Below are 25325 nucleotides of genomic sequence, written 5' to 3' on the forward strand. Positions count from 1 at the left end.
CCCGCGCGCGGCCCTCAGGCCCCCGCGGGCTGTTCGAACGCGGCGATCAGCCGTCCCACGTCGCGCCGCCGGGAGGTGGCCGGCCACACCGCCCAGGTCCGCCGGATCAGCGGGTGGCCCACCAGGGGCGACCAGGCGACGTTCTCCGGGATCGGCTGCGCCCAGTCCGGCGGCGCCAGCGCGAAGGCGTGGCCCGCGCTGACGGCGGCGAGCTTCACCTCGGCGATCAGCTTCTGCCCCTCGGGGGCGTCGGGGCCCAGGTCGAGACCGTGACTGCGCAGGATCGCCGTCAGCTCGTCGTACCAGGCGGGGCTGCCGGAACGCGGGAAGCCCACCCACGGCAGGCCCGCGAGGGCTTCCAGCGCGATGCCGTCCGGGCCGGTCAGCTCCGCGGCCTGTTCGGCCGCGAGCAGGACGCCCAGCCGCTCGCGGACGACGAGCTGGGCGTCGAACTCGGGCCCGGCGGGCCGCTCCCGCAGCAGCGCCACGTCCAGCTCCCCGGCCTGCAGCGCGGCGAGCTGCTCCGCCGTGGACAGGTGCCGGGCCTGCACCAGGGTCTCCGGGAAATCCTCGGCCAGTTCCGCGAGCGGGGCGACGAGCAGTCCCGTCGGCAGTTCGAGCGGGATGCCGATCCGGAGCACCCCGCCGCCCACGGCCGTGTGGCGCGCCATCGCCCGCACCGCCTGGTCGTGCCGGGCGATCACGGCCCGCGCCTCCCCGAGGAGGGTCGCCCCCGCGTCCGTCGGCCGTACCCCGGTGCTGCTGCGCACGAGCAGCTTCACTCCGAGGTGCCGTTCCAGTCCGCCGATGGTCTGGGACAGGGCCGGCTGGCTCAGGTGCAGCCGACGTGCCGCCGCCGACCATGCCCCCTCCTCGACCACCGCGATGTACGCGCGCAGCTCCCGCATGTCCATGAGCCCATCGCACCATGCCGTCCGCGCCCCTGCCACGAACCGGCAGAAGCGCTGCTTATGGCGTCCTTCGGGGGCGCGCATGGCCACCCGCTTGGGACCGGGGGGCGCGCGAGGTTGCCTGGGGGGAAGGGGGCGCACGACCTCCCGGCCGTACGGAGCGACCTCGTGAGGAGGCAGTCCATGGACACCGGCGACGTCCGACTGGCGGCGATGCACACGGTCTCGCGGCGCCTGGGCGCCACGGTCGGCGGCCTCACCGGTGAGGAACTGCTCCGGCCCTCGTTCGCCGAAGGCTGGAGCATCGCCCAGGTGCTGGTCCACCTGGGCACGGGGGCCGAGTTGTGCACCGCGGCCGTGCGCCGCAGTCTCACCGGGGACCCCACCAGACCCTCACGGGAGGACATCACCGACGTGTACGAGCGGTGGATCCCCCTGAGGCCGGTCGCGCAGCGCGACGCATGGCACGAGGCGGAATCCGGCTTGCTGCGGCTGCTGGACTCCTTCGACGCCGGGGTGCGCGCGTCGGTGACGGTGCCGTACTTCACCGGTCCGGTCGGCTTCACGGACTTCACCGGCTACTGGCTGTCCGAGCAGTCCGTGCACACCTGGGACGTGGAGGTGGGTCTGGACGAGGCCGCCGCCATCCCGGCATCCGAGGTGGCGCTGCTGTGGGACCGGGTCGACATGGTCGCCTCGCGCAGCCGCGACGGGGACACCCTCACCCGGCTCGGTCCGCGCCAGATCGCGGTGGAACTCACCGACCCCGCGCGCACCCTGTGCCTGGCCCTCGGCTCCGAGCTGCACATCCTCCCCTGTGAGGGGGCCGAACCCTCGGGCGCGGTGTCCGGACCGTCCGAGGCCGTGCTCCGCCTCGTCTACGGCCGCAACCGCCCCCGGGACGCAGTGACCGCCCGCGACGGCGTCACCCTGGACGACCTGCGCGCGCTCTTCCCGGGTTACTGACCGCTGCGCGGCGAAGGCGGGACGCGGGACAGCCGGTCGACTGCGGGCTCTGATCGCCGAAACCCTCATGGGCGAGAAGGGGACGAGCTTCGTCGCGGTCTGACCTCGGAGACGTACGGACGATGCGAGTGCGGCCGGCAACAGTTCGATGTCCACCGGGTCTGCGACGGCTCCGTCGTCGACGACGCGAAGTGGGTCACTCCGGCGACAGCGAACGGTCCCGCACCTGGTGGCGGGTCGGCCCCGGCGACCGGGCGGGCTCCCGCATCTCCGCGGGGCCCACCGGCCGCTCCCGGCGGTCCTCAGCGGCGCAGGAGGCGGCGGCTGACGATCGCGCAGATCGCGATCAGCACGGCGGCGAAGCCGAGGAGCGCCAGCCGCTGCGAGACGTACAGCGTGCCCACGCCGAGCCCGAGGACGGGCACCGCCAGGCCGATGTACGCGGCCAGGAACAGGCCCGCGAGGGCCTCGCCGCGGCGCTGCGGCTCCGCCAGGGAGACGACCGTGGACACGGTGCCCTTGAAGAGCACCCCGGCACCGGCGCCGGCGGCCATGCCGCCGGCCAGGAACAGACCGAAGCTCGGCAGCCACACGGCCGCGGTCACCGCGGCCAGTCCGCCCACCATCGAGGTGAGGCCGGTCGCCAGTTGGCGCCGGGCGCTGACCCGCAGCAGCAGCGCCTGAGCGCCGGCCGCGCAACCGAAGTCCAGGAACGGCACCAGACCGGCCAGCGCGCGCGACGGGTGGTGCAGCGTACCGGCGACGAACGAGGGCCCCACCGACGTGAACAGGCCCAGCACCGCGAAGGCCGCCAGGGTCGCCCCGCAGGCGGCGAAGAACGCCGGGCGGGCCGCCGGGGGGACCGTGACGCGCTGCGGCCGGTAGGCGGGTCGCTCCTCGGCCCGTTCCACGGTCTCCGGTACGAGCGCCACACCCGCGGCGGCGAGCAGCAGCAGCCCGAGGAAGACCAGGTACGGGGTGCGCAGCGGCGCGCCCGCGTACCCGGCCGGAGCCGGATCCGCGGTGGACCTCGCCGACCTGGTGGGGGAGCCCTTCATCGACTCGCCCGTGGGCTTCGGGAACCGCCTGGTCGTCGACCGGGCGTTCGCCGCCGCGGGCCTGGAGCGCTTCGTGGTCATCGAGGTCACCGACATCACCATGACCGCCGACTACGTCCGGCAGGGCCTCGGCGTGGCCATCATGCCGTCCTTCGCGGTCGCCGCGGACGACCCGGGCGTGTGCGTGCGCCCCGTCGCGGGCGGACCCCTCGAGTGGTCGCTGGGGGTCGCCTACTCCTCGGTGCGCCGGCCCGGCGCCGCGCTCACGGCGCTGCTGGCGCTCATCGGCCGGTTCGTACGCGTCCCGCCCGGAGCCCCGTGAGGACGGCCGTGGTGACCAGGGCGTACGCCACGTGCGGCACGAGGTCGGAGATCCAGTCCGACCGCGACCAGGTGCGCGGATCGGTCACGCGCAGCACGGTCATCGGGCCGTTGGTGCCGATCAGCGCTCCCACGGTCGCCGTCGCCGTCAGCACGGCCGTCGCCGGGCGCCAGCCGCAGCCCACGGCCAGCCCGAGCGTCGCGCCCATGCCCGCCCCGGCCGCGATGCCCGTGAGGGCGCCCAGCGAGGAGATGCGGTTGCGGCGGGCGGCGTCGTCGCCGGGGATCGGTACGTGCGTGGTCTCGGACAGTCGCTCGACGGTGGTCGCCGGGGCCGAGCTGGCGGCACGGCCGCGCAGCAGCATGTCCAGGTAGCCCACGGTGTTGAGCGCCGTCGTGCCCGCCGCGCCCGCGGCCGCCCCGCACAGCACCCCGTGCACGGGTCCGAAACCGTTGCGGCCCGTCACCGGATCACCGCGCCACGGTCGGGCGCGCCGTCGCGCCGGGGGAAGGGAGTGCCGGTTGTCGCGTGCATACCTTCCAGTAAGGCGCCGGACCCCGCACCGCGCCACCGGAGCCGGGGCACGCCCGCCGCCCGGAACGCCGCCCGCCCGGGCAGAGGTTCCCTCTTCCGGAACCGGCTGCATGAACCCGCCCCACCCGGGAACCCGAGCAGTACGGCCGCGCCGCGACCACCCACCCCCCCCTGGTCGCCGGCGCGGCCCATCGCGTCTGGCGGATCAGCCCGCCGCCTGGAAGGCGCGGCCCGCAGGGGTCGTGTGGGTGCCGTCGGTGAACAGGCCGCTGCTGGGTTCGGCCGGGTCGGCGCCGAGGCCGAACCAGGCGTAGCGCTGGACGTAGGGCAGCGCCTCCAGGGCCTTGGTGGAGGCGGTGACGAAGGCGGCCTGCTGGTCCGGGGTGGGGAAACGGGTGCCGTGGGAGAAGTCGATCAGGGCGTACTCGGTCAGCCAGATCGGCTTGTGGTAGCGCTGGTGGACCGCCTCCAGATAGGACGTCAGCTGCGACACGGCCTCCGCGGTGCGGAAGTCGCCGCCGTACCAGTGCAGGGTGATGAAGTCGACGCGGTAGCCCTTGGCCTGGGCGCCCGACATGAAGCGGTCGAGCCATCCGCCGGGGGTGGCGCCGTTCGTGGCGACGGCCGGGCTGCCCAGGATCCGGCCGGCGTCCATCAGCCGCGGCCACAGGGTCAGGGCCTGCTCCACCGACATGTTCGACTGCTGGGCCATGTCGGGCTCGTTGAAGCCCAGCAGGTACGGGCCCTGCGCCTTCGCCTGGGCCAGGGAGTCCGCGGTGACGGAGGCGGGCCCCCAGATCATGGGGACGAAGCGGCCCGACGGCGGCGAGGCGACGCCCTGGTGGCCCGTGGACCAGGTGTAGTACCAACTCGCACCGGACAAAGTGAGGGCCCTGCCCACGCCGGGGAAGGTCCACACACCGACGCCCTTCTTGCCGGACGAGGCGACCCGCACCACGGGTGCCTGCCGGGTCGGCTTCGGTGACGGGGCCTTCTTCGTGGGCTTCTTGGAGGGGCGCGGCGAGGGCGACGGGCTGGGGGAGCGGGGCGAGGCCGTGGCCGTCTCCGTGGCGGCCGGGGCGGAGGCCGCCGGGAGCGCGTCCGCCTGCGGCGCCGGCGACGGACCGGTCAGGAGCCGGGTGGCGACGAGCGTCGCGGCCACCGCCGCCGCGACGGCCGCCCCGCCGAGGACGGGGGTCCGCAGCCCGCGCGACGCGGCCCGGCCGGTGGCCCGGTGGGCGCCGCGGGCGGCCGGACGGGGCACGGGTGCGGGCCCGGTCCCGGCCTGCCCGGTCACCGCGGCGACCACCCGCCCCGGGTCCAGCGCCGGCGGCACCGCGAGCAGCGGCAGCCCACTGAGCAGCCGGTCCATGGGGAGCAGCCCCTCCTCCATCCCGCCGCAGACACCGCACCCGCGGATGTGCCGGGCGAACCGCTTGCGCCACAGCGGGCTCGGCACGCCGTCCCAGGTGGCGGTCGCCCGCAACTCGCCGCAGCCGGGCGCCGCGGCCAGCGCCCGGACGACCACGCGGGAGGCCTCCATCTGCTTCTTCATGCGCTGCACCCGTACCGCCGCGTGCCGGTCCGACAGGCCCAGCGCGGCGGCGAGGTCGGCCCGCTCCAGCTCCCCGGTCTCCTCCAGCCACCACAGCGACAGCAGCTCCCGGTCGTCCTCGTCCAGCCACCGGGTGGCCTCGGCGACCTCACGGCGCTGCTCGGTGAGCCCGAGGCGCAGGATCGTCAACCCCGCGAAGTCCAGGGCCGGGTCCGGTATGCGCTCGGCGTCCTCCAGGCCGGCGCTGCGGTGCCGGGCCACGGCACGGTCCCGCTCACGGTCGCGGACCTGCCGGATCGTGATCGCCACCAGCCAGGACCGGAACGCCGCCGGGTCCCGCAGCTCCGACAGCCCCCGCACCATGCGCAACAGCGTCTCCTGTACGACGTCGTCGACGTCGGCATGGCCGTCCAGCGCCCGTCCGACGATGTTGTAGACCAGCGGCAGGCACTCCGCCACCAGCCGGTCGAGGGCCTGCCGGTCGCCCGAGCGTGCCGCCACCACCACCCCGGCGCCGGGTCCGCTCCGGTGCGTCTTGCGCATGTGGCCCCACTCTTCCCTACTTGGTCTCGCCGTCCACGACCGCGCGGCCGTCCGGCGACCGCGATGCCTCCACCTACAGGAGACGGGCTGCGCGTGCCCGGACAACACAAATCCCGCAGGGTCCGTCAGCGGATTTGTGTTGTCCGCCGGTGGCCCCGGCGGTCCCCGATACGTGCGTACGCACCAGGCGAGGACGAGGAAGGCACAAGAATGGCACGACACAGCCGGCACGGAACCGGATCCAGGACCGGGCGCGGACGGTGGGCGGCCGTCGCGGTGCTCGCGGCGGCCGGGATCGCGGTCACGGCGCTGATCGCCGGGGGCGCGCTGTCACCGTTCCGGCCCGGCGGGGCGACGGCCGAAGGCGGGCGCGGCGCCACCACGGCCCACGGCACGTCCGCCGCCCCCTCCCGCGGGACGCCTCCGTCCGTGTCACCCTCGCCCTCGGCCACGCTCCCCTCACCGAGCGCCCGTCCTTCGGGAACGCCCGGCCCCACGGCTGCCACCGCCACGAAGACCCCCGGGACACGACGGACGTCCGCCGCCACCCCGCCCGGCACGCGGCTGATCACCCTGGTCAACCGCACCCAGGAAACCGTCTGGGCGGTCGTCACCGACTCGCCGGCCTATCCGCGGGGACGCCGGCTCGCCCCCGGGCAGGGCACCGCGCTCACGGTGCCGGACGGCTGGGGCGGCCGCATCTGGGGCCGGACGGGCTGCGACTCCACGGCCGCGGGGCCCTGCCGTACCGGGGACTGCACATCGGTGTGCACCGGGCCCAACCCGCCCACCACGCTGGGGGAGTTCAGCTTCGACGCCTACGCGGGGATGGACTTCTACGACGTCAGCATGGTCGACGGCGCCAACCTGCCCATGTACATCAACATCTCCCGCACCACCACCCGCGACCCGGTCAGCCCCGACGGCTGCTACCGCGGGGCGTGCACCGAGCCGGTCGACTGCCCGGCCGCCATGCAGGCGAAGGCCGGCGGGCAGGTGATCGGCTGCAAGCCGCCCTGCGCGGCCTTCGGCGGCGACGCCTACTGCTGCCGCGGTGCCTGGGCGGGCCGCGAGCACTGCGTGGCGTCGAAATGGCCCGTCGACTACACCCGGGTCTTCAAGGACGCCGCGCCGTACGCCTACTCGTACGCCTTCGACGACGCGGCGACCATGGCGTGCAAGGGCCGGTGCGCCTACCGGGTGACCTTCGGCACCACGGGGTAGCCCGCGGCACGCTACGCGGCGGAGGGCACGGCGCAGCTCGGCGAGGCCCGCCGGGCTGCCCGGGTCCTCCCAGCCCCGGGCGCGCTTGTCCGGAGTAGCTGCTAAGGTCGAAGTCATAACTTCTGTTCTAGCAGTCACCCGGAGTGCAGTGTGAGCGTCGCCCAGAACGAATCCCTCGCCGGCCGTCGTGCCCTGGTCACCGGAGGCACCAAAGGCGTCGGCGCGGCCGTCGCCCGCCGGCTGGCCCAGGCCGGTGCGACCGTCTTGGTGACGGCCCGCCACGAGCCCGCGGACGCCGACCCGAAGACCTTCATCGCGGCGGACCTGACCACCCCCGAGGGGGCCGCGGCCGTCGTTCGCGAAGTGATCGACCGGGTGGGTGGGGTGGACGTCCTCGTCAACAACCTCGGCCACTCCGAGGCGCCCGCCGGGGGCTTCGCGGCGCTGGACGAGGACGACTGGGCGAAGGAGCTGAACACCAACCTCCTCGCCGCCGTCCGACTCGACCGCGGCCTGCTCCCCGGCATGATCGAGTCCGGTGGGGGCGCCGTCGTCCACGTCACCTCGATCCAGCGCCGCATGCCGTTGTGGAACGGCACCCTCGCCTATGCCGCGGCCAAGGCCGCCCTGGCGACCTACAGCAAGGGCCTGGCGAACGAGGTCGCGCCCTACGGCGTCCGTGTCAATACCGTTTCGCCGGGCTTCGTCCGGACGGCGGCCGCCGACGCCCTCGTCGACCGCATCGCCCGCGAGGCGGGCATCTCGGCCGAGGCCGCCCTCGGGCGCCTGATGGACTCCCTCGGCGGCATCCCCCTCGGCCGGCCCAACGAACCCGCGGAGGTCGCCGAGCTGGTGGCCTTCCTCGTCTCCGACCGCGCGTCGGCCATCGTCGGCGCCGAACACGTCATCGACGGCGGCACCGTCCCCACCCTCTGACCGGCCCCCTCCCCTGGAAGGACCACGATGAACACCACCGGCCCGCAGCCCATCCCCACCACCGGCCTCCCCGAGGTGATCACCCGTTACCTGGCCGCCCACCGCGTCCGCGACACCGCCACCGCCCTCTCGGCCTTCACCGGCGACGCGGTCGTGACGGACGAGGGCGCGACACGGCACGGCACGGCGGCGATCCGGGAATGGCTGGAGACCGCGGCGAGCGAGTACACCTACACCACGGAACTGACCGGCGCCGAGCGCGCCGGCGCCCACCACTACGTCGCAGTCCAGCACCTCGAGGGGAACTTCCCCGGCGGCACCGTCGACCTGCGCTACCGGTTCGCCCTGCGCGACGGCCTCATCGAACGCCTGGAGATCGGGGCCTGACCCCCGGATCCGTCCTCGACGGGGGGTACCAGGGTTGCTGCTAACATGAAAGCCACAGCCTGCGCCGACCCTGGCACCAACCGCACGGAGGTGGTCGACATGGTGAGCCGCATCCGGCTGGAGGACCGTGAGTGCCCGCTGTCGACGACCGTCGGGCACGTCGGTGAGTGGTGGACGCTGCTCATCCTGCACGACGCCTTCGACGGGTACACCCGCTTCGACCAGTTCCAGGAGAACCTCGGCATCTCGTCGAGCATGCTCACCACCCGCCTGAAGACCCTCGTCGAGGACGGGCTGCTCGAACGGCGGCCGTACCAGACCCACCCGACCCGCTACGAGTACCTCCTCACCGACCTCGGCCGCTCGCTGCGCCCGGTCGTCGTGGCCCTCGCCGCATGGGGCAACTCCCGTCTGGCGCCGGAGCAGCGCAGCATGATCCTGGTCGACGCGGAGACCGGCGAGGAGGTCGAGCCGGTCGTGGTCGACGCCGCCACGGGCCGGCGGCTCGACGACAGCGAGGCCTTCGTCTACGCCGCGGGCCCCGCCGCGAGCGAGATCATGCGCGCCCGCTACGCGGGCCGCGACCGTACCTGACCCACCGGAGGAAGAGGTCCCGTGCCCACCGCGGACGAACTGCTCGGCCCCGCCGCTGTGGCCGGGCTCGCCGACTGCCTGACGGCGGCCGGCCAGGCACCGATGGCCGCCGCGGTGCGCGACGCCCTTCCGGCGCTCGACGGCCTGGCACTGCGTGAACGCAGCGACCTCGTCCGGGACGCGATGCTCGCCTCCGGCCCGACGGATCCCGCGGCCCTGGAGGCCGTCGTCCGGGCCGCGCTGCCCGACCCGCGCTTCACCGGCTGGATGATCTGGCCGGTCACCGAGGCGGTCGCCGCCCTCGCCTCCGGCACCCCCGAGGGCACGGCCTTCGAGGACGGACTCCACCTGCTGGCGGACCTGACCCCGCGCCTGACCGCCGAGTTCGCCATCCGCCGCCTGCTCAACGCCGACCTCGACCGGGCGCTCGCCGTCGTCACCCGATGGACCGAACACCCCGACGAGCACGTACGCCGCCTGGCCAGCGAGGGAACCCGCCCCCGCCTGCCGTGGGCGGTGCGCGTACCGGCGATCCTCGCCCGGCCCGAGGCGACCCTGCCGATCCTGGGCGCTCTCTACAAGGACCCCTCGGAGTACGTCCGCAGGTCCGTCGCCAACCACGTCAACGACATCAGCCACGTCCGGGTGGAACTGGCCGTGGAGACGGCCCGGCGGTGGTCGGTGGCCCCCGACACCCACACGCCCCGGCTCGTCCGCCACGCGCTGCGCACCGCCGTCAAGCGCGGCGACCAAGGAGCCCTGGCACTGCTGGGGTTCGAGCCCGCCAGGGGCCTGACCGTCGAAGGGCCCTCCGTGGCCCGGCCCGTCGTCGAGGTGGGCGGGGAACTGCGCTTCGCCTTCACCCTGGAGAACCACGGCGACACGCCGCTCCGCCTCGTCGTCGACTACGTCGTGCACTACCGCAAGGCCAACGGCACCACGGCGCCCAAGGTCTACAAGCTGACGACCCGCACCCTCCAGCCGGGGGAGCGGAGCGAGCACACCGGCACCCGCTCCTTCAAGCCGATCAGCACCCGGGTCTTCCACCCCGGGGAGCACTCCCTCGAACTGCAGGTCAACGGCGAGCCGCGCGGCAAGGTGCCCTTCGACGTCGTCACCGTCTGACACACCGCTCGATACGCTGTCGCGTGTGAAGAGGAAGCAGGCGGCCGCCGAGCAGCCGACGCTGGACGCCGTGGCGCAGACGGCGCTCGCCGTCATCGACGAGGACGGGCCCGCCGGGCTCAGTTTCCGCGCCGTGGCCACGCGCCTCGGCGTCTCGCACGCCACGGTCTTCCGGCGCTGCGGCGATTTCGACGGGCTGCTGAGCGCCTGCGCCGACCATGTCGCCGCGTCGCTGGCCCTGGTGCCCCTGGAGGGCGACTGGGCCGCCGCGACGGAGACCCGCTTCACCGGCCTGTACCGCCTGCTCACCCGGCACCCGGGACTGGTGGCGCTGCGCGCCGGCCGTTCCTGGCTGGGCCCGCAGATGCTGGGCCGGCTCGTCGAGCCGCAGATGGCCCACAGCGTCGCCGCCGGCATGGACGCCGGGACGGCCATCCGCGTCTACCGCCGGCTCTACCTGCTCACCCTCGGTGCCGTCGCCTTCGGCGACCAGCGCGACGAGAAGAAGGTCGTCGCTTCCGCCCGCACGGCCCTGGCCGCGCTCGACCCCGAGGACTTCCCCACGCTGACCGGTGCGATGAACGTCGTCCTCCCCGCCCTGGTCGACCACGAGGTCTACTACGAGGCGCTGCGCGCCCTCATCCACGCCGCCAGCGCCGAGCACCTCCCGGCCGGGCACCGCTGACGGCGCGCGGCCGTGGGCCGAGGTGCCGGGTCACGATCGTGCGCAGCCCTTCCACCTCCGGTCCGCCGCCCAGGCCCCACTTCGGCAGCAGGCTCATGCTGCTGAAGCCGTCGCCGTGGACCAGCAGGAAGAGCCGCGGCGTCTCGACGTAGTGGGTGAGCGACGTCCAGGCCACCTTGAACTCGGTGAAGGCGGAGGCGGTGCGGATGCCGTCGTCGTCCACGCTGATGGTGCATTCGCCCTGAGAGCGGGCGTACGCGGTCGCCTTCCGCAGTTGGCGGCGCCGGTCGAACACTCCGGCCATGAGCCAGGTCAGCGTTCCCAGGCCGCCGCCGACGGTCAGACCGGTGATGTCGGCCGCATCGGGAGCGAACACCCGCAGTCCGGCGATCACCGCGACCATGACGGCGGCGAAGAACAGCGGGCCACGCCAGAGCTCGAGGCGGCGCCTCTGCGCGCCGAGCACCTCGGCGATGTCGTCCGTGCCCGGCAGCCAGGTGAACTCGACGGCTCGTACTCCGTCGCTGGGCGATCCCGTGGAGGACTGTTCCCGCATGTCGTTCGTCACCGCGGCATTCAACCGCCCCGAGGGCTGCGGGCGCCAGGCCCGTGGCGTTCCGTCGGATGAACCCTCAGGAGACGCGCACCAGGTCGGACGGATCCGTGTTCGCCCCGCAGACGATGACGGCGACGCGCTCGCCGGGGGCGGGGCGGTGGGCGCCGGAGGTGAGGGCGGCGAGGGCGGTCGCGGCGCCGTGCTCGACGGCGAGGCGGCGGTGGTCCCACAGCGTGCGGCGGGCCGCGACGATCGCCTCGTCGGGGACGAGGACGGAGCGCACGCCGTCCTTCAGCGCCCACTCCAGGGCCGTGCGGGAGGCCCGGCGCGCGCCCAGGGAGTCCGCCGCGACGGACCGGACGGGTACGTCCACCACCTCGCCGGCCGCGACGGCCGCGTGCAGCGCGCACGACCCCTCGGGCTCCACCGCCACCACCCGCACCCCGTGCTCCAGCGCGGACGCCGCGACCCCGGCGAACAGTCCGCCGCCCCCGACCGCGACGACCACCGTGTCCAGGCCGGGGAGCGCCGCGACGATCTCCTCCATCAAGGTCCCCGCCCCGGCCGCGATGAGCGGATGGTCGTAGGCGTGGGACTCCAGCGCGCCGCTCTCGGCGGCGTACTTCTGCGAGGCCTCCAGGGCCTCGGCGTACTCGCTGCCGACTTGGCGCACGTCCGCGCCAAGGTCGCGCAGCTTCCCGACCTTGACCGCGGGCGCCGTCTCGGGGACGAAGACCGTGGCGGGCACGCCGTGCCGGGCCGCGGCCCAGGCACATGCCAGGCCCGCGTTGCCCCCGGAGGCGATGACCACGCCGGCCTCGGGCATGGCGTCCCGCTCGACGTGGCGGCGGAGGAAGTTGAACGCACCGCGCGCCTTGAACGACCCCGTGTGCTGCATGGACTCCAGCGCCAGCCAGCCCTGTACGGCGGCGCCGAACGCCCCCTGGTCCACCGGGGCGAGCGTGACCGGGCGGATGTGCCCGGAGATGCGGGCGGCCGCGGCCCGTACGTCGGCGTGGGTGATGGTCACGGTTCTCTCCGGGCGGGTGATGGAGTCGTCGTCCGGAGAAACAGTGTAACAACCACTGTTCCGGCAGGTCGGGCCGCGGGTGGGACGATCAGCGGAGGACGAGCCGGTGCTCACCGGCCGGCACCAGCTCCCCGATGACCGGGGCACCGGGCAGTTCCCCGGCCACCAGAAGGCCGCCGGAGGTCTGGGCGTCGGCCAGCAGCAACCGGGTCACCTCGTCGGCGCCGCCGAAGTCGGTGTGCGGGGCGACCCAGTCCAGGTTGCGGCGCGTGCCGCCGCTGACGTAGCCGTCCGTGGCGGCCTCCCGCGCGCCGTCGAGGTACGGAACCGCCGAGGCGTGGACGACGGCGCTCACCCCGGAGGCGCGGGCAAGCTTGTACAGGTGGCCCAGGAGCCCGAAGCCGGTCACGTCGGTCGCGCACACCGCGCCCGCCGCCAGTGCCTGCGCGGCGGCGTCCCGGTTGAGCGTGGTCATGGTCTGCACGGCCTGCGGGAAGACCTCGCCGGTCGTCTTGTGGCGGTTGTTGAGGACGCCCAGTCCCAGGGGCTTGGTCAGCGACAGCGGCACACCGGGCCGGCCGGCGTCGTTACGCAGCAGGCGGTCCGGGTCGGCGGTGCCGGTGACGGCCATGCCGTACTTCGGCTCCGGGTCGTCGACGCTGTGGCCGCCGCCCACGGCGCAGCCCGCCTCGGCCGCGACGTCCAGCCCCCCGCGCAGCACCTCCCGGGCCAGTTCCAGCGGCAGGACGTCCCGCGGCCAGCACAAGAGGTTGACGGCCACCAGCGGGGTGCCGCCCATGGCGTAGACGTCGGAAAGGGCGTTGGCGGCGGCGATCCGCCCCCAGTCGTACGGATCGTCGACCACCGGGGTGAAGAAGTCGGCGGTGCTCACCACCGCCCGTGCGCCGGTTCCGCCGGATCCGCCGGATCCGCCGGGCAGCCGGACGACGGCGGCGTCGTCGCCGGTGTCCAGGCCCACGAGCAGGTCGGCCCCGAGGGCGCCCGCCATGCCTTCGGGCGTCAGCCCCGCCACCATCTGCTCCAGTTCCCCTGGGGGGATCTTGCAGGCGCAGCCGCCGCCGTGGGCGTACTGCGTCAGTCGCACGCTGTCCTGCCGGACGCCGGTTCCCGTCATGGCTGCTGTGGTCCTTCCGCTGTGGGGCCGGGCGTGGTTGCGCGGGCCCGGGTGACATCCCGTGTGGCGGGTTGACTTGGGTGGTGGCCGGCTGTTCCATGGGCCTCCGGTCCGGCGGGGAGACGTAAGGGTGCCTGGTGGCCCTCCCGGTCTTCAAAACCGAGGTGTCCGAGCAACTCGGGCAGGCGGGTTCGATTCCCGTCCGTCTCCGCGGGCCGCTCCGCCCCGGTGCTTCAGCCCTCATCGGACTTGCCCGGCGCTTTTGCGGCGCCCGCCCCGGGGCAGCGGCGGACGGCACCGTCCAGCCGGACGGTGCGGCCCTGCCGGTCCAGGTGCTCCAGCAGGGGGATGACGACGCGCCGGGTGGTGTCCAGGGCCCTGCGCGCCTCGCTCGCGGTGAACGGCTGCTCCAGCCCGGCCAGTACGGCTGCCGCCTGCGCGTCCGCGCCCGGCAGCAGCACGAGGCCCTCGCCGATCCTCAGCAGCGCGCCCGCCGATTCGGCCGCCGCCAGGAGCTTGGGGCTCAGCCCGAGCTGCTCCAGCCGTTCGGCCTCCGGCGCGCGGAACGGCGTACGTGCCAGATCGGCGCGTACCGCCTCGACGGCGGCCTGGGCCGCGGGCGGCAGCGTAGGGCGGGCGTGGCTCCCGTACAGCCTGCCGTCGCCGTGCCGCAGGCCCGGTACGGCCGAGGCGAGTGCCTCCACCAGGGTGCGGTCCGGCAGTCCGAGCGCCTGGCGGGCCGACTCCAAGGGCATGCCCGGCTCCAACGGGTGACCTACGGCGTGCTCCTCGACCGCCTCCCGCAGCCGCTCACGCAGCGCCGCCCAGTGCTCCGGGTCCGCCAGCCAGTCGCCCGCCACCGGGTCGCCCGGTGCCGGGACCCCCATGGCGAGCAGTTCCGCGCGCCGGACCAGTCCACGGCGGCGCAGTCCCGCAGCCCCGTCCCCGACCCCGGCGGCGGACCGGAGTTCGGCGGCCCGCGCCGCCGCAGCGCCACGGCGGGTCAGCCGGGGCGGACGGACGTCGAGGACGGTGAGCCCCGCGGGGATGCGGTGCCGCCCCGGGTCGCGCAACAGGGCCGTGTCGGCGACCCGCAGGGGCAGCGCCGTCGCCAGCCGCAGGCGCGCACTGTCGTCGCCGAGCGGACGGACCGTCACCGGCACGGCGGCCGAGCCGGCGTGCAGCATGAGTTCGCGGGGCAGGTCGCCGGAGGGGTCGCCGCGCAGCCGCACGTCGACGAGGTCGGTGGTCAGCCAGCGGTCCGGGGTGAGGAGCGCGTCCCCGCGCCGCAGGTCGCCCGCCGCGGGCCCGGTGACGTTGACCGCCACCCGGGCGACCGCGCCCACCTCCTGCGTCGGCTCCTTCAGGGACTCCAGGCCCCGCACGCGCAACGGCCGTCCGTCACGGGCGAGGTGGAGGTGGTCGCCGACCCGGACGGTGCCCGCCGCGAGCGTGCCGGTGACGACCGTGCCCCGGCCCCGCACGGTGAACGCGCGGTCGACCCACAGCCGTACGTCCGCCGCCGGATCGGGGGCGGGCAGCCCGCCCGCCAGCCGGACCAGGGCCGCCCGCAGTGCGTCGAGCCCCGCGCCGGTGACGGGGCTGACGGCCACGCACTCCACGTCGCCGAGCGAGGACTCCGCGATGCGGGCCCCGGCCTCCTTGCGTGCCGCGTCGGGGTCGGCGAGGTCGCAGCGGGAGACGGCCAGGACGCCGTGCCGCACGCCGAGGGCGTCCAGGACGGCGAGGTGCTCCTCGGACTGCGGCTGCCAGCCCTGGTCGGCGGCGACCACGAAGAGCACCGCGGGAACCGGGCCGACACCGGCCAGCATGTTGCCCACCAGGCGCTCGTGGCCGGGCACGTCCACGAAGGCCACGTCCCCCGCGCCGGGGAGCCGCGTCCACACGAACCCGAGGTCCAGCGTCATGCCGCGCCGGCGCTCCTCCGCCCAGCGGTCGGGTTCCATCTCGGTCAGGGCCCGCAGCAGCGCGGACTTGCCGTGGTCGACGTGGCCCGCGGTGGCGATGACGTGCACGTCAGCCCTCCGTTCCCGGCAGGATGCCGGCCCGGCGCACGGCCACCGCCAGCTCCTCGTCCGCCTCCTCCGGCACCGCCCGCAGATCGAGCAGGCACCGGCCCTCCTCCACGCGGGCCAGTACGGCGGGATCGGCCCGCCGCAGCAGGACCGCGTACGCGGCGGGCAACGACACGGCGGCGCTGGGCAGGGTGACGCCGGGGGCACCGCCCCCGCCGACGACCGCCAGCGAGTCGCACGCGTGGCTGTCGAACCCGTCGGCACGCAGCCCGGCGGCCAGGCGTCCGGCCCGGTCCCGCAGCCGTGCGGGGTCGGCGTGCAGCGCCGTCCGGGTCGGGGTGGCAGGGCCGCGGACGGTCGCCTCCAGGGCCGCCAGGGTCAGCTTGTCCACGCGCAGCGCACGGGCCAGCGGGTGGCGGGCGAGCCTGCGCACCAGGTCGGCGCGGCCCAGCACGAGGCCGCACTGCGGTCCGCCCAGCAGCTTGTCGCCGCTGGCGGTGACCAGGGAGGCCCCCGCGCGCAGCCAGCTCGTCGCGTCGGGTTCGTCCGGCAGCACCGGGTCGGGGACCAGCAGCCCGGAACCGATGTCGGCCACCACGGGCACGCCGAGCCGCGCCAGTTCCGCGACGGGCACGTCCCGGGTGAAGCCGGTGATGCGGAAGTTGGACGGGTGCACCTTGAGGACGAACCCGGTGTCCGGCCCCACGGCCGCCGCGTAGTCCTCCGGCGCGGACCGATTGGTCGTCCCCACCTCGCGCAGCCGGGCGCCCGTGGAGACCAGCAGGTCGGGCAGCCGGAAGCCGTCCCCGATCTCCACCAGCTCACCGCGGCTGACGACGATCTCCCGGCCCTGTGCGAGCGCCGTGGCCGCCAGCACCAGCGCCGCGGCGCCGTTGTTGACCACATGGGCCGCCTCGGCGGCGGGCACCTGCCGCAGCAGCGCCTCCAGCGCCGAACGCCCCCTGCGGGAGCGCGCGCCGGTGGCGAGATCCAGCTCCACGTCCGTCGTCCCGGAGGCGGCCAGCACCGCGTCGCGGGCCGCCCCCGACAGCGGGGCACGACCGAGGTTCGTGTGCAGCAAGACGCCGGTGGCGTTGAGCACCGGACGCAGCCCGGCGGCGGTCGCCGGGAGCGCCGCGACGGCCCGCTCGGCGAGTTCGTCGACGGGGACCTCTCCGGACCGCGCCCGCTCCTGTACCCCGGCCACCACCTCCTTGACCACGGTCCGCCCGAGCCGCTCCGCGGCCGCGGCGAGCCGGGGGTCGGCGAGCAGCGTGTCCGTGCGGGGCACCCGGCGGCGGGCGTCGGCGGGCGGGGAGGGAGCGGTGGAGGTCCGGTCGCGGTCCATCAGCAGCACCTTCGCTCTGGCCTGGCTGCGGCCAAGGGTACGGCGGCGGTGGCCGCGGGGCGCTCCCGCCACACCGGCGCGCAGCCCGGTGCCGCGGGATGCTGTGGTCCGGGGCTTGCGGTTGCCGCAGGGGCAACCTCTACCGTCCTGACCAGGGCCGGAGGGACCGGCCCGAGGAAGCGGTCGTGAGGGAGCGGCGATGGAGTGGCCGATCGCGGAGGTCGCCCGGATGTCCGGCGTCACCGCCCGGACCCTGCGGCACTACGACGAGACGGGTCTGCTGCCGCCTGCCAGGACCGGCGCCGGCGGTCACCGCTACTACGGGCAGGCGCAGCTCCTGCGGCTGCAGCAGATCCTCGTCCTGCGGACGCTGGGGCTCGGCCTGCCCGAGATCGGCCGGGTCCTCGCCCGGCAGGTCGACGAGGTGGACGCGTTGCGCGGGCACCACCGGCGGCTGCTCGCCGAACGGGACCGGCTCGACGCACTCGCCCGCACCGTCTCCCGCACGATCGCCGGACTGGAGAAATCCAGGAAGGACGGCACACCCATGGACGCCATCAACCGCCCCGACAACCTCTTCGAAGGCGTGCGGCCGGACCAGTACGGCGAGAGCCTGCGCGACTTCCCCGAGCACGCCGAAGCGGTCGCCCGCAGGACCGCCGGCATGAGCGAGGCCGAGATCGACGCCGGGCACCGCGAGCGCACCGCACAGATGATCCGGCTGGCCAAGCTGATGGCCGCCGGCGTCCCGGCCGACGGGGCACCCGCCCAGGCCGAGGCCGATGTCCAGTACCGCGCGCTCACCGCCATGCGCCCCGTCACCGCCGACGAGTACCGGGCGATCGGGCGCGCCTGCGTCGACGACGAGCGGTGGCGCACCGCGTACGAGGCGATCGCGCCGGGCCTCGCGGCCTACCAGCGCGACGTCAACCTGGCCTACGCCGACTCCCGGCTGGGCTGAGCACCCGGGTCTCGGTGGGGCCGTGGCCGGCCGCCGGTATGTGCCGGAAGCCGTTCACGCCCGGGCACCGGCGGGCCGGACCGGCCCGTGGCGGCCTCGTTCGACCATGGCGCCGCCCACCGGGCGCAGCACCCTCCGCGCACCCCCTGGCGCCAAGGGCCGCCGGGGCGTGGCTGCGTCGTGGCAAGGGTCAGTGCGGTGAGCGCGTCGCCCGGCGCGACGCACTCGGACGCCTCGCGCAGGCCGCCTCCGTCATGGGCCCGCCCACGGCGGCTCACACACGGCTGCGCCCGGCGAGGTCGGCCCGGTCATCGCAGCGTCACGCCCCGGCGCAGCGGTCGTCGTCCTCGGCGCGTGCCTCGCGCTGGGGTTTCACCACGTAGGCGGGGTCTTTCGCGGAGGTGACGCCCGCTTCGAAGGTGCCGAAGCGCTGCAGGGCGCTGCCCGCCATCAGGGCCAGTCCGCCTACGGCGGCGCGGACGCGGCTGCGCCGGGCGGGGTCGGCGCGGTCGTCGCACCGCCGGGGTGAGGGCCCGTGACGGGAGGGTGCCCGGGGGTCACGTCCCGGCGCAGCGGTCGTCGTCCTCGGCGTGGGCCTGGAGGCGTTCGCGCTGGGGTTTCACCACGTAGGCGGGGTCCTTGGTGGAGGTGACGCCCGCTTCGAAGGTGCCGAAGCGCTGCAGGACGCTGCCCGCCATCAGGGCCAGTCCGCCCACGGCGGCGCGGACGCGGCTGCGCCGGGCGAGGGTCAGCGCGGTGAGCGCACCGCCCAGGGTGAGGGCCCGCGAAGGGCGGATGCCCGGGGGTCACGTCCCGGCGGGACCGTCGTTTCCCTCGGCGCGTGCCTGGAGGCGTTCGCGCTGGGGTTTCACCACGTAGGCGGGGTCCTTCGTGGAGGTGACGCCCGCTTCGAAGGTGCCGAAGCGCTGCAGGGCGCTGCCCGCCATCAGGGCCAGTCCGCCCACGGCGGCGCAGACGCGGCTGCGCCGGGCGAGGGTCAGCGCGGTGAGCGCACCGCCCAGGGTGAGGTACTCGGACGCCTTGCGCAGGCGGTGCGGCCGGCCGGTGGTGTAGGCCTCCGTCACCAGGCCCGGGCGCCGGTCGATCAGGCGGGAGGCGACGACCTCGGCCGCCGCGCCGACCGCGCCGAGCCGCCGCGCGGGGCCCGCCTCGGCCACGGGGGCCAGGAGCATGCCCAGGCCCGCGCCGCTCGCCGCCGCCGAGCCGGTGAAGACGAACGGCAGCTCGCCACGGGCGTCGTGCCATGCCGGTACGGCCGTCTGCGACAGGAGCACGGCCGTGTACGAGGCGACGCCCGGCGCGAGCAGGGCCGCCGACAGTCCGGCCGGGCGGGCGGCCGCCCGGAGCAGCTTCCCGGGCAGCGTGGCGCGCACTCCCGCGGGCAGCACCTCGGCCGCGGCGGCCAGGGCGCTGCCCGGCCCGTACGCGACGAGGATCCAGGTGCCCACCGACATGGGCGAACTCGGCTTGGCGACCCGCAGCATGTGATGGAAGCGCTCCGGCCGCCCGAGGTCCGCGACGAGCAGGTACATGCTCGCGAGCAGGGCGCCGAAGCCGCCGACCCGGCCCGCCCGGGCCAGCCCGGGACGCCGCGTCAGGTCCGCGCCCGCCGCGAGCAGCGCGGCGCCGGCCGACAGCCCGCCGGTGAACAGGTAGGCGGGGATCTTCCACTCCCACACCGGCGGCTTGAGCACCGGACGCCCGTAGTACGAGCGGAACGTGGCCCGCGGCACCATGGGGCGCTCGCGGCTCCCGTCGTCGTCGCGGCCGCCCCGGCCGTGCCGCACGGCCCGGTCGCCGCTCACCGCCGCCTCCCGCCGAGGAACACCGCGGCCGAGGCGGCGAGCAGCGCCGACGCCGCCACGCCCGCGTGCTTCCACATCGACGCCAGGTCGCGGGTCGGCACGACCGGGTCCGGCGGGAGCCCGTACACCTCCGGGTCGTCGAGCAGCAGGAAGAACGCGCCGTCCCCGCCGACCCCGTCGTCGGGGTCGCGTCCGTACAGCTGGGCCTCGGGCACCCCCGCTTCGTGCAGCGTCTCCAGGCGCCGGTCGGCGCGTTCGCGCAGCTCGTCAAGGGGGCCGTACTGGATGGAGTCGGTGGGGCAGGCCTTGGCGCACGCCGGTTCCATGCCGTCGCGGAGCCGGTCGTAGCACATGGTGCACTTCCAGGCCCGGCCGTCGTCGGGCCGCCGGTCGATGACGCCGTACGGGCAGCCGGACACGCAGTAGCCGCAGCCGTTGCAGATGTCGGGCTGGACGACGACCGTGCCGAACTCGGTGCGGAACAGCGCGCCGGTGGGGCACACGTCCAGGCAGCCGGCGTGCGTGCAGTGCTTGCACACGTCCGAGGACATCAGCCAGCGGAACTCGCTGCGGGCCTCCGCGCCCGTCCCGGCGCCCGGCAGGTCGAAGGAGGGGAAGCCCAGGTCAACCGGGGCGGTTCCCAGGTCGCCGCCACCGCGCTTCGCAACCTCCAGGGCGTCGGCCACCACCTCCTCCGTCGCCTCCGTCGCGGACGGGCCCACGGGCAGCCCCGCCAGCCCCGCGTCCTGGCGGCCGAGCGGGCGCTGCTGCTCGATGAAGGCGACGTGCCGCCACGAACTCGCGCCGAGCATGCCGGTGTTGTCGAACGACATGCCCAGCAGGTCGATGCCGTCCTCGGGAATGGCGTTCCACTCCTTGCAGGCCACCTCGCACGCCTTGCAGCCGATGCACACGGAGGTGTCGGTGAAGAAGCCCATGCGCGGCGGGTGGTCGCGGTGGCCGGCGTCCTCGGCGGGGTCCGCGAGCGGCCCGTAGAAGCTGTTGTCCTGCGTCATGACGGCTCCTCCGGCGGGTCCGGTTCGAGGTGCGCCCGCTCGGCGCGGCCGCCGGCCGTCGCTATGCGGGTACCGGTCTCCGGCGTGATCCCGGCGCGGCGGCGGTAGTCCTCGACGTACGTGAGCAGTTCGGGCCCCCGCGGGCGCCGCCCGGGCCGGACGTCGCAGGTCAGCACCTTGCTCTCCTGGATGAACACGTTCGGGTCGGCCACCACGCCGATCAGGTCGTTGACCACGTCGCCCTTGGTGAGCCCGGTCTGGCCCCAGTGGTAGGGCATCCAGACCTGGTGGACGACCCGTCCGTCGACGCGCAGCGGCGCCATCCGGTCGGTCACCATCACGCGCGCGTCGACCGCGGTCCTGCTGGTGACCACATGGGCCCAGTCCAGGTGGCGCAGCCCGCGCTCGGCCGCCAGCTCCGGCGAGACCTCCACGAACAACTCCGGCTGGAGCTCCGCCAGGTAGGGCAGCTGCCGGCTCATCGCGCCCGCCGTGTGGTGCTCGGTCAGCCGTGCCGCGGTGAACACGTACGGGAACACCTCGGAATGCGCCTCGGGCGGCGCCGGGTTGGACGGGTTGTCGGGGCGACCGTAGACCTTGCGCACCGGGTTGCCCTGCTGGCCGTAGAGCAGGTTGCGCATCGGCGACTCGTGCGGCTCGTAGTGCGTGGGCAGCGGGCCGTCCGCGAGCCCGGCCGGGGCGAACAGCCAGCCCTTCCCGTCGCGCATCATGATGAACGGGTCGTCGCCGTCGAGCGCCTCGACGCCCGACGCGCCCTCCGGTGCCCGGTAGTCCGGCGGCTTGTTCTTCTCGAAGTCCGGGGTGTCGTGGCCGGTCCACTCACCCGCCTCCGCGTCCCACCAGACCAGCTTCTTCCGCTCGCTCCAGGGCCGCCCCTGCGGGTCGGCGGAGGCGCGGTTGTACAGCACCCTGCGGTTGAGGGGCCATGTCCAGCCCCATTCGGCGTCGTACGGGCCCGTCTCGAAGCGCGAGGTCCGGCGCCGGGACTGGTTGGTCTCGTTCGCGTAGACGCCGCTGTAGATCCAGCAGCCGCAGGCGGTGGTGCCGTCGGCCTTCAGGTCGGGGTAGCCGTCGACCGTCCGGCCGGTGCGCAGGTCGATGCCGTTGATGTGGCGCAGCACGTCCGCCGGGGACGGCTCGTCGCCCTCCGTCTCGTAGTCCCAGGCCAGGTCCAGCAGGGGGCGGTCGCGTTCGTCGGCCGAGCCGGCCAGCTTCTCCTTCAGCAGCACGCCCAGTTGGTGGAAGAACCACAGCTCCGACCGCTGGTCCCCGGACGGTTCGACGGCCTGGTCGCGCCACTGGAGCATCCGCTGCGTCTGCGTGAAGGTGCCGGCCTTCTCCACGTGCGAGGCGGCGGGGAAGAAGAACACCTCGGTGCGGCACCGCTCGGTGGCGATCTCCCCGGTCTCGATCTCGGGCGCGTCCTTCCAGAACGTGGCGCTCTCGATCATGGTGAGGTCGCGCACGACCAGCCAGTCGAGGTTCGCCATGCCCAGGCGCTGCAGCCGCCCGTGGGCCGAGCCGACCGCGGGGTTCTGCCCCAGCAGGAAGTAGCCGAAGACCTTCCCGCCGTCGACCATGTCCATCACGGTGCGGTAGGTGCCGTGGTCACCGTTGATCCGGGGCAGGTAGTCGAAGCAGTAGTCGTTCTCGGCGGTCGCGGCGTCGCCCCAGTACTCCTTGAGCAGCGAGACCGTGTAGGCGTCGGCGGCGCCCCAGAACCCCTTCTGCCCCCGGCCGCGGACCCCTTCCAGGTACGTGGCCAGGTCGTCGTGGGTGGTGTCCGGCATCGGCAGGTAGCCCGGCAGCAGGTTGAAGAGCGTGGGCACGTCCGTGGAACCCTGGATGCTGGCGTGGCCGCGCAACGCGAAGATCCCGCCGCCCGGGCGGCCGATGTTGCCCAGCAGCAGCTGGATGATCGACCCGGCCCGGATGTACTGGGCGCCCACCGAGTGCTGGGTCCAGCCGACGCTGTACACCAGCGCGGTGGTGCGCTCCCGGCCGGAGTTCTCCGTCCAGGCCCGGCACACTTGCAGGAACAGCTCCTGCGGCACGCCGCAGATGCGCTCCACCATCTCGGGGGTGTAGCGGGAGAAGTGCCGCTTGAGCACCTGGAACACGCAGCGCGGGTGCTCCAGCGTGGGGTCGGACTCGATCCCTCCCGCGGCCCCCTCGATGAACGGGCCGCCCGCGCCGTGCTGGAACGGGGCGGACGACTCCTTGAGGTGGTGGCCCGGCCGCTCATCCATGGGGGCGCTCGCGTACGTCCAGCTCGACGCGTCGTACGCGGCGGTGTGCGGGTCGTACCCGCTGAACAGCCCGTCCAGGTCCTCGGTGTCCTGGTAGCGCTCGCTCAGCAGGAAGGGCGCGTTGGTGTACGCCTCCACGTACTCCCGGAAGTCGAGGTCGTGCGTGAGGATGTGGTTGATCACGCCGCCGAGGAACGCGATGTCGGTGCCGGCCCGGATGGTGACGTGCTGGTCCGCGTGCGCGCTCGTCCGCGTGAACCGCGGGTCGATGTGGATGACCCTGGCACCGCGCGCCTTGGCCTCGATGACCCACTGGAACCCGACCGGATGGGCCTCGGCCATGTTGGATCCCATGATGACGATGCAGTCGGAGTTGACCAGGTCCTGCTGGTAGTCGGTGGCGCCGCCACGTCCGAACGAGGCTCCCAGACCGGGAACCGTGGCGGAGTGTCAAATGCGGGCCTGGTTCTCGATCTGCAGGGCGCCCAGGGCGGTGAACAACTTCTTGATGAGGTAGTTCTCCTCGTTGTCCAGCGTCGCCCCGCCGAGACTGGCCAGGCCCATGGTGCGGCGCAGCGTCCTGCCGTCCGCGTCCGTGTCCTGCCAGCCCTTGCGCCGTGCGTCGAGCACCCGGTCGGCCACCATGTCCATGGCGGTGTCCAGGTCCAGCTCCTGCCAGGCGGTGCCGTACGGCGGGCGGTAGAGCACCCGCTGCTCCCGCTGGGGCCCGGTGACCAGCTGCTTGCTGGCCGAGCCCTTCGGGCACAGCCGGCCGCGGGAGATCGGGCTGTGGGGGTCGCCCTCGATCTGCACGACCTTCTCGTCCTTGACGTACACCCGCTGCGCGCAGCCCACGGCGCAGTAGGGGCACACCGAGCCGGCCACCCGGTCGGCGCTCTCCGTGCGGGCCCCGAGTGTGGCCGACCGGGCCGACTGCGCGGCCTTTCCCCGGCCCAGCGGGTCCGTCCCGGTGAGCTGCCGGTACACCGGCCATGCCTCGATCCACCGTTTCACGCCCATCCGCGTGCTCCTTCGTGCGGGGGTCGTGCCCTTCGTCCGCCTTTTCGACGCTACCGCTCGGGGGGCCGCCCGCAAGTCCGTGGCGGCTCCCGGATCAGGCGAGGGCGCCGACGGCCGCGGCGAGCAGCCCGGAGGCACGGTCGACGTCGTCCGCGGTGGTCCAGCGCCCCACCGACAGGCGTACGGCGGCCTGGGCGCGGGCCTCGTCCAGGCCCATCGCGCGCAGCACCGGGGACGCCGTACGACTGCCGCTGTGGCAGGCCGAACCGGTGGAGGCCGCGAGCCGGGGCACCGAGGCGAGCAGTTCGTGGGCCGGGACGCCGTCGATGCTGACGTTCAGCGTGGTGGGCAGGCGGTGGCGGACGGACCCGTTGAGGTGGACCCGGCCGGGCAGCGCCCGCGTCAGGCCCTGGTGCAGGCGGTCGCGCAACGCCTCGGCACGCTCGGCCCCGCCGTCGGCGAGTTCGGCGGCCGCCAGCTCGGCGGCGGCCCCCAGCGCCACCGCGAGGGCGACGTTCTCGGTGCCGGCCCGCAGCCCGCCCTCCTGCCCGCCCCCGTACACCAGGGGCTCCAGGCGGAGCCCCGGGCGCACGTAGAGGGCGGCCACCCCCTTCGGCGCGTACATCTTGTGCCCCACCACCGTCAGCAGGTCCACCCCCAGCCCGCGCACTTCCAGCGGGACCTTCCCGGCGGCCTGGGCGGCGTCGCAGTGGAACAGCGCGCCCCGGGCGCGGGCGAGCCGGGCGAGTTCCGCGACGGGCTGCAGGGTGCCGGTCTCGTTGTTGGCGGCCATGACGGAGACCAGCACGGTGCGCCCGGTGAGGGCCGCGGCCAGCGCGGCCGGGTCGACCCGGCCCTCCCGGTCCACCGGCAGGTACGTCACCCGCACCCCGTGCAGCCGCTGCAGCGCGCGGCAGGTCTCCAGCACCGCCGGGTGCTCGGTGACCTGGGTGATCACGTGCGGACGGTCGGTACCCGCGGCGAGCACCGCGCCGCGCAGGGCGAGGTTGTCCGCCTCGGACCCCGACCCGGTGAACACGATCCCCTCCGCGGTCGCCCCGATCAGCGCCGCGACCTGGCGGCGCGCCCGCGCCAGCGCCGCGGCCGGCTCCGCGGCCCAGGCGTGCCCGCTGGAGGGGTTGCCGAACCCGGTGGTGAGGCAGGGCCCCATCGCCTCCACCACCCTCGGGTCGACGGGGGTGGTGGCGTTGTGGTCCAGGTAGACGCGGTCCCCGCCGAGGCCGGGATGCGGCGGCACCTTCATGGGCGAGGGTCCTTCCGGAGGGG

General features: G+C 74.7%; 24 protein-coding genes and 1 tRNA gene. 10 read left to right on the forward strand and 15 right to left on the reverse strand.

The features are described from left to right. Positions 1-14: 14 nt before the first annotated feature. Positions 15-914, reverse strand: a complete 900-nt coding sequence (locus ABZ312_RS12550) for a LysR family transcriptional regulator (protein ID WP_500437560.1) — start codon at positions 912-914, stop codon at positions 15-17. Between the two features lie 180 nt (positions 915-1094). Between ABZ312_RS12550 and ABZ312_RS12555 the strand changes: the two genes are divergently transcribed. Then, the gene (locus tag ABZ312_RS12555; RefSeq protein ID WP_500358862.1) at positions 1095-1877 is read left to right on the forward strand and encodes a maleylpyruvate isomerase N-terminal domain-containing protein; all 783 of its coding nucleotides are present in this window, start codon (positions 1095-1097) and stop codon (positions 1875-1877) included. A gap of 302 nt (positions 1878-2179) precedes the next feature. Here ABZ312_RS12555 and ABZ312_RS12560 read toward each other — a convergent pair whose 3' ends face one another. Next, positions 2180-2935: a hypothetical protein gene (locus ABZ312_RS12560; RefSeq protein WP_500358864.1), complete on the reverse strand. Its 756-nt coding sequence runs from the start codon at positions 2933-2935 to the stop codon at positions 2180-2182. On the opposite strand from ABZ312_RS12560, the gene ABZ312_RS12565 reads away from it, so the two are divergent. Then, positions 2901-3257: a LysR substrate-binding domain-containing protein gene (locus tag ABZ312_RS12565; protein ID WP_500358865.1), complete on the forward strand. Its 357-nt coding sequence runs from the start codon at positions 2901-2903 to the stop codon at positions 3255-3257. The two genes, ABZ312_RS12560 and ABZ312_RS12565, sit on opposite strands and share 35 nt — an antisense overlap. On the opposite strand, the gene ABZ312_RS12570 is transcribed toward ABZ312_RS12565, so the two are convergent. Together ABZ312_RS12570 and ABZ312_RS12575 are read right to left on the reverse strand one after the other, a co-directional pair. Continuing rightward, the gene (locus ABZ312_RS12570; RefSeq protein WP_500332275.1) at positions 3217-3723 is read right to left on the reverse strand and encodes a hypothetical protein; all 507 of its coding nucleotides are present in this window, start codon (positions 3721-3723) and stop codon (positions 3217-3219) included. The genes ABZ312_RS12565 and ABZ312_RS12570 overlap by 41 nt on opposite strands. Before the next feature lie 273 nt (positions 3724-3996). Next, the gene (locus ABZ312_RS12575; RefSeq protein WP_500358866.1) at positions 3997-5889 is read right to left on the reverse strand and encodes a sigma-70 family RNA polymerase sigma factor; all 1893 of its coding nucleotides are present in this window, start codon (positions 5887-5889) and stop codon (positions 3997-3999) included. A 210-nt stretch (positions 5890-6099) separates the two neighbouring features. Between ABZ312_RS12575 and ABZ312_RS12580 the strand changes: the two genes are divergently transcribed. From ABZ312_RS12580 to ABZ312_RS12605, 6 genes are all read left to right on the forward strand, one after another. Next, on the forward strand, positions 6100-7113 hold the full coding sequence (locus tag ABZ312_RS12580; RefSeq protein WP_500437562.1) for a thaumatin family protein: 1014 nt from the start codon (positions 6100-6102) through the stop codon (positions 7111-7113). Positions 7114-7263: 150 nt separating this feature from the next. Next, entirely contained in the window at positions 7264-8049 is a 786-nt protein-coding gene (locus tag ABZ312_RS12585) for an SDR family oxidoreductase (protein ID WP_500437564.1), read from the forward strand. A gap of 27 nt (positions 8050-8076) precedes the next feature. Further along, positions 8077-8436 (forward strand): nuclear transport factor 2 family protein, encoded by a 360-nt coding sequence (locus ABZ312_RS12590; RefSeq protein WP_500331835.1) that lies wholly within the window; start codon positions 8077-8079, stop codon positions 8434-8436. A gap of 99 nt (positions 8437-8535) precedes the next feature. After that, positions 8536-9030 (forward strand): winged helix-turn-helix transcriptional regulator, encoded by a 495-nt coding sequence (locus ABZ312_RS12595; protein WP_500331847.1) that lies wholly within the window; start codon positions 8536-8538, stop codon positions 9028-9030. Between the two features lie 21 nt (positions 9031-9051). Further along, positions 9052-10155: a DNA alkylation repair protein gene (locus ABZ312_RS12600; RefSeq protein ID WP_500437566.1), complete on the forward strand. Its 1104-nt coding sequence runs from the start codon at positions 9052-9054 to the stop codon at positions 10153-10155. Between the two features lie 25 nt (positions 10156-10180). Further along, positions 10181-10840, forward strand: coding sequence for a TetR/AcrR family transcriptional regulator (locus tag ABZ312_RS12605; RefSeq protein WP_500331831.1), 660 nt, complete (start codon positions 10181-10183; stop codon positions 10838-10840). On the opposite strand, the gene ABZ312_RS12610 is transcribed toward ABZ312_RS12605, so the two are convergent. From ABZ312_RS12610 to selD, 3 genes are all read right to left on the reverse strand, one after another. After that, positions 10794-11408, reverse strand: a complete 615-nt coding sequence (locus tag ABZ312_RS12610; RefSeq protein WP_500437568.1) for a YcxB family protein — start codon at positions 11406-11408, stop codon at positions 10794-10796. The genes ABZ312_RS12605 and ABZ312_RS12610 overlap by 47 nt on opposite strands. 64 nt (positions 11409-11472) lie before the next feature. Next, complete coding sequence (locus ABZ312_RS12615) at positions 11473-12426, reverse strand: threonine/serine dehydratase (RefSeq protein ID WP_500331827.1); 954 nt, start codon at positions 12424-12426, stop codon at positions 11473-11475. Positions 12427-12514: 88 nt separating this feature from the next. Then, positions 12515-13561, reverse strand: coding sequence for a selenide, water dikinase SelD (gene selD / locus ABZ312_RS12620; RefSeq protein WP_500437570.1), 1047 nt, complete (start codon positions 13559-13561; stop codon positions 12515-12517). 118 nt (positions 13562-13679) lie between these two features. Here selD and ABZ312_RS12625 point away from each other — a divergent pair. Next, positions 13680-13773 (forward strand) — tRNA-Sec (locus tag ABZ312_RS12625). A 21-nt stretch (positions 13774-13794) separates the two neighbouring features. Here ABZ312_RS12625 and selB read toward each other — a convergent pair. Both selB and selA read right to left on the reverse strand, forming a co-directional pair. After that, positions 13795-15597 (reverse strand): selenocysteine-specific translation elongation factor, encoded by a 1803-nt coding sequence (gene selB / locus ABZ312_RS12630; protein WP_500437572.1) that lies wholly within the window; start codon positions 15595-15597, stop codon positions 13795-13797. A gap of 1 nt (position 15598) precedes the next feature. Beyond that, positions 15599-16945, reverse strand: a complete 1347-nt coding sequence (gene selA, locus ABZ312_RS12635; RefSeq protein WP_500331822.1) for an L-seryl-tRNA(Sec) selenium transferase — start codon at positions 16943-16945, stop codon at positions 15599-15601. 199 nt (positions 16946-17144) lie between these two features. On the opposite strand from selA, the gene ABZ312_RS12640 reads away from it, so the two are divergent. Then, on the forward strand, positions 17145-17906 hold the full coding sequence (locus tag ABZ312_RS12640; protein WP_500331820.1) for a MerR family transcriptional regulator: 762 nt from the start codon (positions 17145-17147) through the stop codon (positions 17904-17906). A 319-nt stretch (positions 17907-18225) separates the two neighbouring features. Here the strand turns inward: ABZ312_RS12640 and ABZ312_RS12645 are convergent, their stop codons facing one another. From ABZ312_RS12645 to ABZ312_RS12670, 6 genes are all read right to left on the reverse strand, one after another. Next, positions 18226-18357: a hypothetical protein gene (locus ABZ312_RS12645; RefSeq protein WP_500331818.1), complete on the reverse strand. Its 132-nt coding sequence runs from the start codon at positions 18355-18357 to the stop codon at positions 18226-18228. Between the two features lie 106 nt (positions 18358-18463). Then, the gene (locus tag ABZ312_RS12650) at positions 18464-18604 is read right to left on the reverse strand and encodes a hypothetical protein (RefSeq protein WP_500437573.1); all 141 of its coding nucleotides are present in this window, start codon (positions 18602-18604) and stop codon (positions 18464-18466) included. Positions 18605-18712: 108 nt separating this feature from the next. Beyond that, entirely contained in the window at positions 18713-19663 is a 951-nt protein-coding gene (nrfD, locus tag ABZ312_RS12655; RefSeq protein ID WP_500437609.1) for an NrfD/PsrC family molybdoenzyme membrane anchor subunit, read from the reverse strand. Between the two features lie 65 nt (positions 19664-19728). Beyond that, positions 19729-20748: a 4Fe-4S dicluster domain-containing protein gene (locus tag ABZ312_RS12660; protein WP_500331816.1), complete on the reverse strand. Its 1020-nt coding sequence runs from the start codon at positions 20746-20748 to the stop codon at positions 19729-19731. After that, positions 20745-24038 (reverse strand): formate dehydrogenase, encoded by a 3294-nt coding sequence (gene fdh, locus ABZ312_RS12665; RefSeq protein WP_500437574.1) that lies wholly within the window; start codon positions 24036-24038, stop codon positions 20745-20747. Before fdh ends, ABZ312_RS12660 begins: the two co-directional genes overlap by 4 nt. 94 nt (positions 24039-24132) lie before the next feature. Next, a complete protein-coding gene (locus ABZ312_RS12670) occupies positions 24133-25302 on the reverse strand; it encodes a cysteine desulfurase family protein (protein WP_500437575.1) in 1170 nt (389 codons plus the stop codon). Positions 25303-25325 lie beyond the last annotated feature (23 nt).

This window comes from Streptomyces sp. NPDC006207 (genome assembly GCF_040613835.1).
In the GTDB taxonomy this organism is placed as follows: domain Bacteria; phylum Actinomycetota; class Actinomycetes; order Streptomycetales; family Streptomycetaceae; genus Actinacidiphila.

Bases quoted from the DNA above. Each gene is read 5' to 3' on its own strand.
- ABZ312_RS12550 (WP_500437560.1), bottom strand. From the start codon at position 914: ATGGACATGCGGGAGCTGCGCGCGTACATCGCGGTGGTCGAGGAGGGG.
- ABZ312_RS12555 (WP_500358862.1), top strand. From the start codon at position 1,095: ATGGACACCGGCGACGTCCGACTGGCGGCGATGCACACGGTCTCGCGG.
- ABZ312_RS12560 (WP_500358864.1), bottom strand. From the start codon at position 2,935: ATGAAGGGCTCCCCCACCAGGTCGGCGAGGTCCACCGCGGATCCGGCT.
- ABZ312_RS12575 (WP_500358866.1), bottom strand. From the start codon at position 5,889: ATGCGCAAGACGCACCGGAGCGGACCCGGCGCCGGGGTGGTGGTGGCG.
- ABZ312_RS12580 (WP_500437562.1), top strand. From the start codon at position 6,100: ATGGCACGACACAGCCGGCACGGAACCGGATCCAGGACCGGGCGCGGA.
- ABZ312_RS12590 (WP_500331835.1), top strand. From the start codon at position 8,077: ATGAACACCACCGGCCCGCAGCCCATCCCCACCACCGGCCTCCCCGAG.
- ABZ312_RS12595 (WP_500331847.1), top strand. From the start codon at position 8,536: ATGGTGAGCCGCATCCGGCTGGAGGACCGTGAGTGCCCGCTGTCGACG.
- selD (WP_500437570.1), bottom strand. From the start codon at position 13,561: ATGACGGGAACCGGCGTCCGGCAGGACAGCGTGCGACTGACGCAGTAC.
- selA (WP_500331822.1), bottom strand. From the start codon at position 16,945: ATGGACCGCGACCGGACCTCCACCGCTCCCTCCCCGCCCGCCGACGCC.
- ABZ312_RS12640 (WP_500331820.1), top strand. From the start codon at position 17,145: ATGGAGTGGCCGATCGCGGAGGTCGCCCGGATGTCCGGCGTCACCGCC.
- ABZ312_RS12645 (WP_500331818.1), bottom strand. From the start codon at position 18,357: ATGGCGGGCAGCGCCCTGCAGCGCTTCGGCACCTTCGAAGCGGGCGTC.
- ABZ312_RS12650 (WP_500437573.1), bottom strand. From the start codon at position 18,604: ATGGCGGGCAGCGTCCTGCAGCGCTTCGGCACCTTCGAAGCGGGCGTC.
- nrfD (WP_500437609.1), bottom strand. From the start codon at position 19,663: ATGGTGCCGCGGGCCACGTTCCGCTCGTACTACGGGCGTCCGGTGCTC.
- ABZ312_RS12660 (WP_500331816.1), bottom strand. From the start codon at position 20,748: ATGACGCAGGACAACAGCTTCTACGGGCCGCTCGCGGACCCCGCCGAG.
- ABZ312_RS12670 (WP_500437575.1), bottom strand. From the start codon at position 25,302: ATGAAGGTGCCGCCGCATCCCGGCCTCGGCGGGGACCGCGTCTACCTG.